9 protein-coding genes are annotated in these 13,239 nt (G+C 71.2%); 3 read left to right on the forward strand and 6 right to left on the reverse strand.

What is annotated here, in order from left to right:
- Positions 1–80 precede the first annotated feature (80 nt).
- From WBK31_RS20725 to lon, 5 genes are all read right to left on the reverse strand, one after another.
- On the reverse strand, positions 81–1,616 hold the full coding sequence (locus tag WBK31_RS20725) for an acyl-CoA synthetase (protein WP_364054087.1): 1,536 nt from the start codon (positions 1,614–1,616) through the stop codon (positions 81–83).
- Between the two features lie 376 nt (positions 1,617–1,992).
- The gene (locus WBK31_RS20730; RefSeq protein ID WP_364054090.1) at positions 1,993–2,820 is read right to left on the reverse strand and encodes a MetQ/NlpA family ABC transporter substrate-binding protein; all 828 of its coding nucleotides are present in this window, start codon (positions 2,818–2,820) and stop codon (positions 1,993–1,995) included.
- A 9-nt stretch (positions 2,821–2,829) separates the two neighbouring features.
- Positions 2,830–3,486 (reverse strand): methionine ABC transporter permease, encoded by a 657-nt coding sequence (locus WBK31_RS20735; protein ID WP_364054093.1) that lies wholly within the window; start codon positions 3,484–3,486, stop codon positions 2,830–2,832.
- Positions 3,483–4,445, reverse strand: coding sequence for an ATP-binding cassette domain-containing protein (locus WBK31_RS20740; protein WP_364054096.1), 963 nt, complete (start codon positions 4,443–4,445; stop codon positions 3,483–3,485). The genes WBK31_RS20735 and WBK31_RS20740 overlap by 4 nt, the downstream gene beginning before the upstream one ends.
- Positions 4,446–5,599: 1,154 nt before the next feature.
- Complete coding sequence (gene lon / locus WBK31_RS20745) at positions 5,600–7,960, reverse strand: endopeptidase La (RefSeq protein WP_364054099.1); 2,361 nt, start codon at positions 7,958–7,960, stop codon at positions 5,600–5,602.
- A 234-nt stretch (positions 7,961–8,194) separates the two neighbouring features.
- Between lon and WBK31_RS20750 the strand changes: the two genes are divergently transcribed.
- The 3 genes from WBK31_RS20750 (at position 8,195) to WBK31_RS20760 (ending at position 12,158) form a co-directional block, all read left to right on the forward strand.
- On the forward strand, positions 8,195–9,802 hold the full coding sequence (locus tag WBK31_RS20750) for a sensor histidine kinase (RefSeq protein WP_406672991.1): 1,608 nt from the start codon (positions 8,195–8,197) through the stop codon (positions 9,800–9,802).
- A complete protein-coding gene (locus WBK31_RS20755) occupies positions 9,799–10,455 on the forward strand; it encodes a response regulator transcription factor (protein WP_364054105.1) in 657 nt (218 codons plus the stop codon). Before WBK31_RS20750 ends, WBK31_RS20755 begins: the two co-directional genes overlap by 4 nt.
- Before the next feature lie 341 nt (positions 10,456–10,796).
- Positions 10,797–12,158 (forward strand): phenylacetate--CoA ligase family protein, encoded by a 1,362-nt coding sequence (locus tag WBK31_RS20760; protein ID WP_364054107.1) that lies wholly within the window; start codon positions 10,797–10,799, stop codon positions 12,156–12,158.
- Positions 12,159–12,230: 72 nt separating this feature from the next.
- Here the strand turns inward: WBK31_RS20760 and WBK31_RS20765 are convergent, their stop codons facing one another.
- On the reverse strand, positions 12,231–13,223 hold the full coding sequence (locus tag WBK31_RS20765) for an Lrp/AsnC family transcriptional regulator (protein WP_364054110.1): 993 nt from the start codon (positions 13,221–13,223) through the stop codon (positions 12,231–12,233).
- Between the last annotated feature and the right edge of the window lie 16 nt (positions 13,224–13,239).

Genomic DNA, 13,239 nt, shown 5'->3' on the forward strand with positions numbered 1-13,239 from the left:
GCGCCGCACGCCCTGATGCGGCGCTCATCGGACGAGCTCGCGGCGGGCGCGCGGGGTGCGGAGCCTCCGTTCGATCTTTCTTAACGTCCGGCGGGCCAGTACTCGTCCCTCAGCAGCCGCTTGTAAAGCTTGCCGGTCGGGTGGCGGGGCAGCTCGGCCCGGAAGTCCACCGACTTGGGGCACTTGTAGTGGGCCAGGTGCTCGCGGCAGTACGCGATCAGCTCCGACTCCAGCTCCGGTCCCGCCTCGTCCATGTTCACCGGCTCGACCACGGCCTTGACCTGCTCGCCCATCTCCTCGTCCGGCACGCCGAACACCGCCACGTCGGCCACCTTCGGATGCACCGACAGCACGTTCTCGGCCTCCTGCGGGTAGATGTTCACACCACCTGAGATGATCATGTACGAGCGGCGGTCGGTCAAATACAGGAAGCCCTCCTCGTCGAGGTAGCCGATGTCGCCCAGCGTCGTCCAGCCCCTGCCCTTCGGGTCCTGGGCCGAGCGGGTCTTGTCGGGGTCGCCGTGGTACTCGAAGCGGCCGCCCTTCTCGAAGTAGATCGTGCCGTGCTCGCCCGGCGGCAGGTCATCGCCGTTCTCGTCGCAGATGTGCACGATGCCGAGCAGGGAGCGGCCGACCGTGCCCTTGTGCGTCAGCCAGTCCTCAGGGCCGACGTAGAGGAAGCCGTTGCCCTCGGTGCCCGCGTAGTACTCGTGGATGATCGGTCCCCACCACTGCATCATCTGCTCCTTGACCGGGATGGGGCAGGGCGCGGCGGCGTGGATGGCGTACTTGAGCGAGGAGACGTCGTACTTGGCGCGGACCTCCTGCGGCAGCTTCAGCATCTTGATGAACATCGTCGGTACGAGCTGCGTGTGCGTCACCGCGTACCGCTCGACCGCCGCCAGGTACTGCTCGGGGTCGAAGCGCTCCATCACCACCACCGTGGCGCCGAGGCGCTGGAACGACATGCAGTAGCGCAGCGGCGCGGCGTGGTAGAGCGGGGCGGGCGAGAGGTAGACGCTGCCGGCCGTCGGCGCGAACAGGGCCTGGATGAGCTTGAGCAGCATGCCGGGCTCCTCCAGCGGGCCGTGCGAGGCGGGCACCTTGACGCCTTTGGGGCGGCCGGTCGTGCCGGAGGAGTAGAGCATGTCGGCACCGGTGCACTCGTCCGCGATGGGCGTCGCCGGGTGGGCGGCGACGGCCCGCTCGTACGAGGTGAAGCCCTCGGCCTCGCCGTCGAGCATGAGCCGCAGCTCGACGTCCGGGGTGGCGGCGGTGACGGAGGTGGCGACGGCGGCCAGGTCGGCGCTGGAGATGAAGACCCGGGCGCCGCAGTTGCCGACGATGTAGGCCAGCTCGTCGGTCTGCAGCCGGGAGCTGATGGGGGTGTAGTACAGGCCGGCGCGGTGCGCGGCCCAGGCGACGGCGAGGAAGAGCGGGTGGTTGGGCAGCATGAAGGCGACGTGGTCGCCGGGGCGCAGGCCGGCGGAGCGGAACAGGTGGGCCAGCCGGTTCGACTCCTCGTCCAGCTCGCGGTAGGTGATGACGCGTCCGGAGCCCGCCATGATCACAGCGGGCTTGTCGGGGGTGACTGCTGCGATGGCTCCCGGATACATGAACAGAACAGTATTCGGTTACTTTGCCACCCGCCAGAACCGAAACAGCCGGCATCAGAGCCGGAACGGCCCACACCAGAACCGCAACGGCCCAGCAGAACCGGAATAGCCCCGCCGGAACCGCAACGGCCCAGCAGAACCGGAACAGCCCAGCAGAACCGCAACGCCAGCAGAACCGGAACAGCCCCGCCAGAACCGGAACAGCCCCCGCGCGAGCCGGAACTCACGCGGGGGCCGCAACGGACACCGGGCCGGGATCTCACGCCCGCGCGAACCGGAGTTCGCGCGGGAACCGCGACGCACCGGGCCGGACCCGTGCGGGCGCTCTATCGCGGGCGGGCGCTCACGTCGGCTGCACCGGTGGTGACGGCCTGGATCACTGGGCCGGGATGACCGAGCCCTGGTACTTCTGCTGGATGAAGTCCTTGACCTTCTGGTCCTGCAGCAGCTTGCCGAGGGTGACGATGTTGGCGTCCTTCTCGTGGCCGCTCGGCACGACCAGGCCGTTGACGTACGGGTTACCCTCGGTCTTCTCCAGCACCAGCGCCTCCGACGCGGGCTTGAGACCGGCCTCGATGGCGTAGTTGCCATTGATGACCGCGGCGTCCACGTCCTCCAGCGAGCGCGGGAGCTGCGCCGCCTCCAGCGGCTTGAACTGCAGGTTCTTCGGGTTCTGCGCCACATCGCGCTCGGTGGCGGCGGTGCCGACGCCGTCCTTGAGCGTGATCAGGCCGTTGTCGGCGAGCAGCTTGAGCGCGCGGCCCAGGTTGGTGGCGTCGTTGGGCAGCGCCACGGTGGCCCCGCTGGGCAGCGCCGACACGTCGGTGACCTTCTTGGAGTACAGGCCGAGCGGCTCCAGGTGGACGCCCGCGACGAAGGTCAGGTTCGTGCCCTTGCTCTTGTTGAAGTCGTCGAGGTACGGCCGGTGCTGGAAGTAGTTGGCCGTCAGCTTGCCCTCTTCGAGCTGCACATTGGGCTGCACGTAGTCGGTGAACTCGACGACTTCGAGCTTGAGCCCGGCGGCGGGGGCGAGGTTGTCCTTGACGAAGTTGAGGATCTCCGCGTGCGGCACCGGATTGACGCCCACCTTGATCACGTCGTCGGCGGACTCGGCCTGCGTGGGGCCGGTCGCCGACTGCGACGTGCCGCATGCGGCGAGCGACAGAGCCAGCGCGACAGCACCCACAATGCGGTGAATTTTCATGATTTTTCCTTACTTGTGCGATAGGCGCCGAGCGACCCAGTCGCCCAGGCTCTGCAGGACTTGCACGATGACGAGCAGCAGCACGACCGTCACGATCATCAGGAGCGTCTCGAACCGCTGGTAGCCGTACCGGACGGCCAGGTCGCCGAGCCCGCCGCCGCCGAGCGTGCCGGCCATGGCGGAGTAGCCGATGAGCGCCACCACGGTCACGGTCAGGCCCGCGACCAGGCCGGGCAGCGCCTCGGGCAGCAGGACCTTGCGCACGATCGCGGTCCTGCTCGCGCCCATGGCCTGCGCCGCCTGCACGACGTCCTTGCCGACCTCGCGCAGCGCGGTCTCGACCAGCCGGGCATAGAACGGCACCGCGCCGACGGTCAGCGGCACCACGAAGGCGGCCGTCCCGATGGTGGTCCCGACGACCAGCCGGGTGAACGGGATGATCGCGATCATCAGCACGATGAACGGCAGCGAGCGCCCCACGTTCACGACGAACCCGAGCGCGGACTTCAGCGCGGGCAGCGGGCGCAGGCCGTCGCGGTCGAACACCACCAGCGCCACGCCGAGCGGCAGCCCGAGCAGCAGCGTGAACAGCGTGGACCAGCCGACCATGGCGGCCGTCTCCAGCGTCGCCGGGCCCAGCAGCGGCAGCATCTCTTCCCAGGTCACGCGGCCTCCCCCGCTTCCTCCACGATCAGCCCGCAGTCACGCAGGTACGCCAGCGCCGCCTGCCGGTCGGAGCCGTCGAGCACGACGCGCAGCCGGCCGACCGAGCCGCCCGCCAGGTCCTCGATGGAGCCGCCGAGGATGCTGAGGTCCACGTCGAACTTGCGCACCACCTCCGACACCACGGGCTGGCGCGGGTCGCCGGTGAACGTCAGCGTCACCGACCCCGCGGGCGCGGGCTCGGGCAGCGGGAAGATCTCCCTGGTCAGCCGGGAGCCCGGGGTCCTGATGAGGTCGGCGATGGCGCCGGACTCCTCGATGCGGCCGCGCGACATGATGGCGACCGAGTCGCAGACGCTCTTGACCACGTTCATCTCGTGGGTGATGAGCAGGATCGTCAGGCCCAGCTCGGTGTTGAGCCGCTTGAGCAGGGCGAGGATCGACTGCGTGGTACCCGGGTCGAGCGCCGAGGTGGCCTCGTCCGACAGCAGCACCGACGGGTTGCCCGCCAGGGCCCTGGCGATGCCGACGCGCTGCTTCTGGCCGCCGGAGAGCTGGTGCGGGCGGTCCTTGCCGCGCCCCTCTAGGCCGACCAGCTCCAGCAGCTCGGCCACCCTGCGCTCGCGCTCGGCCTTGGGCACGCCCATGATCTCCAGCGGGAAGGCCACGTTCCCCGCCACCGTGCGCGAGGAGAGCAGCGCGAAGTGCTGGTGGATCATGCCGATGCGCTGCCTGGCGCGGTTGAGCTCGCGGTCGCCGAGCGCGGTCAGGTCCTGTCCCGCGACGGTGACGGTGCCCGCGGTGGGGCGTTCGAGCAGGTTGACGCAGCGCAGCAACGTGCTCTTGCCGGCGCCGCTCTGGCCGAGCACGCCGTAGATCTCGCCTTCGCGCACATGCAGATCGACGCCGTCGAGCGCGACGGTGTCGCCGTACTGCTTGCGCAGGCCGGAAGCCTGGATCACGGAGAATCCCCACGACTGAGGGCGGCCGCGTGGCGGGCCGCGGGAACGAACATCACCGGAAGGGCTGGCGCGCGCCTGAGGCGCGCCGAAGTCAGTGCATGCCGGGGTGGAAGGGCAGGTGACTCAGCCTGCGCAGCACGTGACCTGGTCTGATCATGACGACCTTCGACTTCGAGGAACGGGCGGGTGGGTCTGCTTCTAGCGGGCCGGCATTCGCCCCATACGCATGCGGCGACACGCGGCGCCCTCGGGGACGCAGCGATCGGTCGCGTATGCCTCGTTCACGCCCGGGTCAACGACGGTGATCTTTTCCGCTATTCCCGGTCTTTTCAGTGATATACGTCACGCCCGGCGATGACCCCTCGCGCACGACCGCCCCGCCGTAGGCCGGGAGGCGATGGGCAGAGGGGTGGCGAAAGCAGGCGGGCCTCCCCCGACAGGGCCTCCCTCAAAGGGCTGGCACACGCCCGCCCCAGGCAGGCCAGATGACCAGGTGTGGACGGGCGGCGGAAGCCAGCAGGCCCCCGAAGAGCCGCGCACACAGCCACCCCGCCTGCACAGCAGGACGGGAGCAGTAAGGGACGGAGCCGGGCACGGCCCCCGAAGGGCCACACACAACAGCCCCACCCTGCGCAGCACGCCAAAGCGGGCAGAAGCGGTAGGGCGGCGAATGCAGCAGGGTGTTATCGAAGTGACGCCCACACAGCCGTCCCACCACAACCCGGGAGACCGGGTGCGAGCAGGGGCGGGGCTCGCGGCGCGACGCAGGGAGCCAACGACGCAGGCGATACAGGGTCGCAGGCGCAGAGCGCGCGGACACCGGCCGCAGGGCGCACGGACGCGGGGCGCGCAACGCGCGGCGCGCCAACGCGGGGCGCGCGAACGCGGAAGCGAGGCGCGGGCACGGGAGCGGGAGCGGGAGCGCAGGGCGCGGGGCGAGCGCCAAGCGCCGGGCGAGCGCCAAGCGCGGGGCGCGTGTGGGGGCGGGGCGCAGGGCACTGGGCGCGTGGGGGCGCGGTTCCTCGACCGTGGCGGCGGGCAGGACGGCCCCGCCGTACTCCGCCATGGGGCGCGGACATGACCGCCCCGCCGTACCCCAGGAGGCCAGGTACGGCGGGGCGGTGGCTCGTGGCGCGGCACGGGCCGGGCGGCGGTCAGGCCGCGACGGTGGTCGCGACCTCGGCCGGGCTGAGCGCGATGTCGAGGACCTCGCGCACGTCGCTCACCGTGTGGATGGTGAGCTCCTTGCGGACCTCCTCGGGCACGTCGTCGAGGTCGGGCTCGTTGCGCGCCGGGATGAGGACGGTCGTGATGCCGGCCCGGTGGGCGGCGAGCAGCTTCTGCTTGACACCGCCGATCGGCAGCACGCGCCCGGTCAGCGAGATCTCGCCGGTCATGGCGACGTCGCTGCGGACCAGCCGGCCGGACAGCAGCGAGGCCAGCGCCGTCGTCAGCGTCACGCCGGCGGACGGTCCGTCCTTCGGCACGGCGCCCGCGGGGAAGTGCACGTGGACCGAGCGGTCCTTCAGCGCGGTGACTGGCAGCTCCAGCTCCGCGCCGTGGGAGCGCAGGTAGGACAGTGCGATGCGGGCCGACTCCTTCATCACGTCGCCGAGCTGGCCGGTCAGCGTGAGCCCTGTCTCGCCGGTCTCGGGGTCGGCCAGCGACGCCTCGACGTACAGGACGTCTCCGCCCGCCCCTGTGACGGCCAGGCCGGTGGCCACGCCGGGGACGGAGGTGCGCTGCTTGTTCTCCGGCAGCGACGACTCGGGCACGAACCTCGGCCGTCCGAGGTAGTCGACCAGGTCCTCCTCGCGTACGGTGACGGGCAGCTCGTCCTTGGCCGCGATCTTGCGCAGGATGCGGGCGACGGAGCGTTCGAGCGAGCGCACGCCCGCCTCGCGGGTGTACTCGGCGGCCAGCTTGCGCAGCGCCGGCTCCTCGACCGTGACCTCCTCGGCCGTGAGCCCGGCCAGCTCCAGCTGCCTGGGGACCAGGTGGTCGCGGGCGATGGCGACCTTCTCGTCCTCGGTGTAGCCATCGAGCGTGACGACCTCCATGCGGTCGAGCAGCGGCCCGGGGATGGCCTCCAGCACGTTGGCGGTGGCCAGGAACAGCACGTCGGACAGGTCGAGCTCGACCTCGAGGTAGTGGTCGCGGAACGTGTGGTTCTGGGCCGGGTCGAGCACCTCGAGCAGGGCGGCCGTGGGGTCGCCGCGGTAGTCGGCGCCGACCTTGTCGACCTCGTCGAGCAGCACCACCGGGTTCATGGAGCCGGCCTCGCGGATGGCGCGGACGATGCGGCCGGGCAGCGCGCCGACGTAGGTGCGGCGGTGGCCGCGGATCTCGGCCTCGTCGCGTACGCCGCCGAGCGCGACGCGGACGAACTTGCGGCCCATCGCGCGCGCCACGGACTCGCCGAGCGAGGTCTTGCCGACTCCGGGAGGGCCGGCGAGCGCCAGCACGGCGCCGCTGCGGCGGCCGCCCACCACGCCGAGCCCCTTGTCCTGGCGGCGCTTGCGCACGGCCAGGTGCTCGATGATGCGGTCCTTGACGTCGGCGAGGCCGGTGTGGTCGGCGTCGAGCACGGCCCGCGCGTTGGCGAGGTCGTAGTTGTCCTCGGTGCGGACGTTCCACGGCATGTCGAGCACGGTGTCGAGCCAGGTGCGGATCCAGCCGGTCTCGGGCGACTGATCGGGGGTCCGCTCCAGCTTGTCGACCTCCTTGAGCGCGGCCTCGCGCACCTTGTCGGGCAGGTCGGCGGCCTCCACGCGGGCGCGGTAGTCCTCCTCCTCGCTCTCGGCGGAGTCGCCGTTCAGCTCCTTCAGCTCCTTGCGGATGGCGTTGAGCTGCTGGCGCAGCAGGAACTCGCGCTGCTGCTTCTCCATGCCCTCCTGGACGTCCTTGCGGATCGTCTCCGCGACGTCGAGCTCGGCCAGGTGCTCGCGGGACCACTCGATGAGCTTGGCCAGCCGCTCCGCCGGGTCGGGCTGCTCGAGCAGCTCGACCTTCTGCGCGGTGCTGAGCCACGGGGTGTAGCCGGAGCTGTCGGCGAGCACCGAGGGGTCGTCGATCTGGTTGACCTGATCGACCACCTGCCAGGCGCCGCGCTTCTGCAAGATCGTGGTGGCCAGCGCCTTGTACTCCTTGGCCAGCTCGTGGGCGCGGTCGCCGGCGGGGACGGGATCGATGGTGTCGGCCTCCACCCACAGCGCGGCGCCGGGGCCGGTCGTGCCGGTGCCCACGCGGACGCGGTCGACGCCGCGCACCACCGCGGCGGGCTCGCCGCCCGGCAGCCTCCCGACCTGCTCCACGACGGCACTGACGCCGATGGCGCCGTAGCGGCCGTCTATGCGGGGAACGAGGAGGACCCGTGGCTTGTTGCCACCGGATGCACGGGCCGCCTCGATCGCAGCGCGCACCTCGGAGTCGGACAGGTCCAGCGGAACCACCATGCCCGGCAGGACGACGGCGTCGTCAAGCGGCAGGACCGGCAGGGTCAAGCTCTCACTCATACGAACTCCAAAGGGTTGAGTTATACCGACTCAATTCATTGGAGCCTCGCATTGTTCCCTTCCTTGCCGATGTTCGCTCACGGCGATCGTAATGATGTAAGCCATACCTAGGGTTGAGTCAGGATCAGACCTCGGTGTGACGACTCCGGCGAAGGTCGCGATTTATTGTTGAGCAGGCGTTTCCTCTGCTCCTCCCCCGCTCGCCGGAGGAGCTGGTGACCGGACGGGGGTGTCGTGAAGAAGGGGGCGGTGTGGCGTACGACGAGTGCCCTGGTGCAGCCGATCGTGCTCGCCCTCTACCGCGGCGAGGCCGACCCGCCGACGCAGCGGCGCCGGCTGACGTTCCGGATGCCGCAACCGGTGCAGCGGGTGCTGCCGCTGCGGACCATCGACCTCGTGCAGATCGCCGACCTGCTGCTGGCGCTCATCCTCTTCAACGTGACCATCTCCTGGGTGCTGGAGTGGAACACCCAGGCCGCTGTGCTGATGGCGCGCAACGGGCCTCAGGCTCCCGTCTCCGACACCTATCCGACGCTGACCGCGTTGGGCGTCGCGCTCCCCGTGGCCCTGCGCCACCGCTGGCCGCTGGCCGCCTGGCGAGTGGCCTTCGCGGCGGTCCCGCTCAGCGTCTGGGTCGAGCTCAGCCGCGCCCCCGACCTCGCCCCCTACCCCGATTCGATGACCATCGCCTACCCGCTGGTGCTCTACTCCGTCGCCGTGCGTTGCGAGCGGCGCATCACGGTGGGCGTATGGGTTCTCACGGTGCTGGCGGCGTGGATCATCCACCCCAACTCCATGCCGCTGGTCGCCGTCTTCACGACGGTCGCGCTGCTGTTCGGCTACAACGTACGCGTGCGGCGCAGCGCCACCGCCAAACTCGTCGAGGAGGAGCGGCGCACCAAGCAGGCCGAGAGCGCGCAGGCGGTGCTGGAAGAGCGGGCCCGCATCGCGCGTGAGCTGCACGACGTGGTCGCGCACCACATGTCGGTGATCGCCATTCAGGCCGAGGCGGTGCCGCTCAAGGCGGCGGGCGACCCCGCGCAGTTAGAGGCGGGGCTCGCCGAGATCAGAGGGCTGTCCCTCGAGGCCATCGCGCAGCTGCGCCAGGTGCTCGGCGTGCTGCGCGACCCCACCGGGCGGGCCGACACCGCGCCGCAGCCGGGGCTCGACCGCATCGACGAGCTGGCCGCCAACGCGCGCGCCGCCGGGCTCGCGGTGCTGGTCAAACGGAGCGGGGAGCTGAGCGGGCTGCCGTCGGCGGTGGAGCTGTCGGCGTACCGGATCGTCCAGGAGTCGCTGTCGAACGTGATGCGGCACGCGCCCGGGGCGGCCGTCGCCGTCGACATCGCCCGCGTGGGCGACGAGCTCCACCTCACCGTCACCAACGGCCCCGGCCCCGCCCTGCCGCAGGGCGCCGGCCGCGACCCGTCGGGCGGGGTCTTGGCGCTCGGCCACCGACCGGCCGGCGAGCTGGGCCGGGGCGGGTCTGAGCACGGCGGTTCGAGGGACGCCGGCGAGCCCGAGGTGGGCGGCCGGGCGCTGCGGGCAGAGACGCCGGGCCAGGGGGTTTCGCGAGCCGGCGCAGTGGGCGGTGGGCTCCGGCGCGGCGATGCGCCGGGCAGCCGGGCTTCGCGCGACGATGCGCCGGACGACGCGGCTCCGCGGGACGAGGTGCCGGGTGGCGGGGCCGTGCGGGACCGGCCGGCGGGGAGCGGTCATGGGCTCATCGGCATGCGGGAGCGGGTGGCGCTGCTCGACGGCACGTTGAAGGCAGGTCCCGTGCCCGGTGGCGGGTTCGAGGTGCGGGCCACGTTACCGATCGCGGGAAGGGAGAGCGCGTGATCAGGGTGCTGATCGCGGACGATCAGGGCATGGTGCGCACCGGGTTCACGGTGTTCCTGAGCGGCCAGCCGGACATCGAGGTGGTGGGCGAGGCGGCCGACGGGCGCGAGGCCGTCGAGCGGGCCGCCGAGCTCAAGCCCGACGTGGTGCTGATGGACGTGCGCATGCCGGTCATGAACGGCCTTGAGGCGACCCGGCAGCTCATGGCCCGCGACATCGGGGCGAAAGTGCTCATCCTGACGACGTTCGACCTCGACGACTACGTCTACGAGGCGCTGCGGGCAGGGGCGAGCGGGTTCCTGCTGAAGGACGCATCGGCGGCGCAGCTCGTGGAGGCCGTACGCGTGGTCGCGGCCGGGGAGGCGCTCCTCGCGCCGGCCATCACCAAGCGGCTGATCACCGAGTTCGCCCGGCTCGGCTCGCCGCGCCCGGTGCCGGGGCGGCGGCTCGACGAGCTGACCGAGCGGGAGACCGAGGTGCTCCTGCTGGTCGCCCAGGCGCTGTCCAACCAGGAGATCGCCGAAAAGCTGTTCGTGGCCGAGCAGACGGTCAAGACGCACGTGGGGCGGGTGCTGATGAAGTTAGGCCTGCGCGACCGCGCCCAGGCGATCGTCTATGCCTACGAATCCGGCCTCGTCCGCCCCGGCGAGTGACCCCGCGCCCGCCCCTGTCGCGCCCGGACCAACCACGCCCGCAACGCGCTGGGACACACACCGCCCCGCACCCACCCCCATCACGTCCCGACCAACCACACCCGCAACGCGCTGGAGCACACCGCCCCTGCGCCCGCCCTTGTGACGTTCGGACCAACCGCGCCCGTAACGCACTGAAGCAGACGGCCCCGCACCCACCCCCATCACGTCCCGACCAACCACACCCGCAACGCGCTGGGACACACCGCCCCGCACCCGCTCCTGTGACGAAAGCGCGTCCGGCGGGGAACGCGCGGGCCGGGGTGGTTTTCCGGGAGGCGGTGGGGTCGTACAGTCGGCGAGTGGATCCCGTTGAGCTCTTTCACGAGGTGGCGGCCACCGTGCCCGCCTACGGCAGGTTCCTGGCCGAGCATCAGGTCGATCCGGCGAGGGTGCGGACGCTCGCGGACTTCGCGACGTTGCCGATGACGACCAAGGACGGCTACACGCGCCGCCATCCCCTGCCCGACCTGTGCAGGAACGGTGTGATCGGGGACATGGTCGCCGTGTCGTCGGGATCGACGGGCGAGCCGTCGTTCTGGCCGCGCTCGGCGTCGGACGAGCGGGTGATCACGGACCGGTTCGCGGAGGTGTTCGGCGACGCGTTCGGGGCCCGCGAGCGGCGCACGCTGGCGGTGGTGTGCTTCGCGCTCGGCACGTGGGTGGGCGGGCTGTTCACGGTGAGCTGCTGCCGTCACCTGGCCGAGCGCGGGTTTCCGATCACGGTGGTCGCGCCGGGCACCGACCGGCGGGAGATCCGGCGGGTGCTGCCCGCGCTGGCCCCGTACTTCGATCAGGTGGTGCTGCTGGGCTACCCGCCGTTCCTGAAGAACGTGATCGACACCGAGGACCTGCCGTGGCACGAGTGGGACCTCAAGCTGGTGACGGCGGGCGAGGTGTTCAGCGAGGAGTGGCGGGCGCTGGTGGCCGAGCGGGCGGGCATCGCCGACCCCCTGCGCGGCATCGCCTCCCTGTACGGCACCGCCGACGCCGGCGTGCTGGGCAACGAGACGCCGCTGTCGGCCGAGATCCGCCGTTTCCTGTCGGGCAGGCCGGACCTGGCGAGAGAGATCTTCGGCGAGTCGCGGCTGCCGACCCTCGTCCAGTACGACCCGCGGGTCCGCTACTTCGAGGAGCACGAGGGCACGCTGCTGTTCACCGGCGACAACGGCGTCCCGCTGATCCGCTACCACATCGCCGACGAGGGCGGCGTGCTGCCGTACGACAGGCTGCTGTCGTACGTCGCGGAGCACGGGTTCAAGCCGTCGGCGAGCGGCCCGGAGCGGCCGTTCGTGTACGTGTTCGGCCGCAGCCACTTCACGGTCTCCTTCTACGGCGCGAACGTCTACCCGGAGAACATCGCGGTCGGCCTGGAGCAGCCGGAGGTGAGCGGGGCGGTGACCGGCAAGTTCGTGCTGGAGGTGGCCGAGGACGAGCGCCGCGACCGGGCCCTGACGGTCACGGTGGAGCTGATGCCGGGCGTACGGCCGTCGGAGGAGGTGGCGGCGGCCGCGGGCGAGGCGATCCTGGGCCGGTTGCTCCGGCTGAACAGCGAGTTCGCCGCCTACGTGCCTCCCGAGCGGCAGCGGCCGGTGATCCGGCTGCGCGAGGCCGGCGACCCGGAGTACTTCCCTCCGGGCGCCAAGCACCGTTACACCCGCTAGCTCCCGGGGGCTCCCCTTTGCGTGATCAGCGCCGCTGCGCCGCATCCCCGGTCGTGCCAGGTCCGAGGCCGGTCAGCCCGCCAGGGCCGCGGCGATTCTGCTTTCGGCCCACGGCACCATGAGGAAGCCGCGTTTGACGGTCAGCACCTGCACTCCGGCCGTCCACGACTGGATGCCGGGTACGGAGGCCAGCGTGCGCGAGGTGAAGTGGTGCAGGTCGGCGGTGGTGGGGACGATGACCTCGCAGATGAGCGAGGCCTGCCCGAGCACCGACGCGATCATGCGGACGCCGCGTTCGCCGGACAGCCGCTCGGCCACGCTGTCCTGCATGCTCGGCTCGATGGACAGCCAGAACAGGATCTCGGCCTCGTAGCCGAGGGCGGCGGCGGGGATGAACGTGGTGACGCTGGCGCAGCCGCGTTCGAGCATGGCCTCGAGCCGCCTCCTGGCGGTGCTCTCGCTGATGCCGATGCGCCGGCCGACGGACTGGAAGCTGGCCCGGCCGTCGTCGCGGAGCGCGGCGAGCACTTCGCGGTCGACGTCGTCGAGGTGCCCGGGTTCGCAGGTGTGGCCGGGCATGGGCGTGGCGAAGGCGCTCGCGCCCTGCCCGAGCAGCGGCGCGCTCCAGTCGTAGCTCACCTTGTACGTGTGCAGCACCAGGTCGGCGTTGCTCTGCTGCGCCCCGGGGATGGACTGGACGAAGTCGACCAGCATCGAGTACAGGTCGCGGTGTTTGGGTGCGACCAGCTCGAACACGATGTCGTAGCCGCCGGTGACGATGGTGACGTACCGGATGTCGGGGTTGGCGGCCAGCAGGCCCGCCACCCTGAGCTGGCTGCCGGGCGCGCAGGTCAGCCGTACGAGGAACACGTGGACGGGTCCTTCGTGCTCCAGGTGCGGCAGCACCGCGACCCGGGCCAGGCCGGCGCTGAACAGGTGCTGGGCCCGCCGCGCCACCGTCGTGGTGGAGGTGCCGATGAGCTGGGCGATGTCGGTCCAGCTCGCCCGGCCGTTCACGTGGAGCGCGGCGAGGATCTTGCGGTCGAGGTCGTCGAGATCTTCCATCGGGGGCATCATCGCG

Source organism: Nonomuraea sp. N2-4H, from assembly GCF_045291505.1.
GTDB classification, from domain to species: Bacteria; Actinomycetota; Actinomycetes; order Streptosporangiales; family Streptosporangiaceae; genus Nonomuraea; species Nonomuraea fastidiosa.

Excerpts from the sequence above, each read along its gene's own strand:
- lon (WP_364054099.1), bottom strand. The coding sequence starts at position 7,960 with ATGAGTGAGAGCTTGACCCTGCCGGTCCTGCCGCTTGACGACGCCGTC.
- WBK31_RS20730 (WP_364054090.1), bottom strand. The coding sequence starts at position 2,820 with ATGAAAATTCACCGCATTGTGGGTGCTGTCGCGCTGGCTCTGTCGCTC.
- WBK31_RS20725 (WP_364054087.1), bottom strand. The coding sequence starts at position 1,616 with ATGTATCCGGGAGCCATCGCAGCAGTCACCCCCGACAAGCCCGCTGTG.
- WBK31_RS20765 (WP_364054110.1), bottom strand. The coding sequence starts at position 13,223 with ATGGAAGATCTCGACGACCTCGACCGCAAGATCCTCGCCGCGCTCCAC.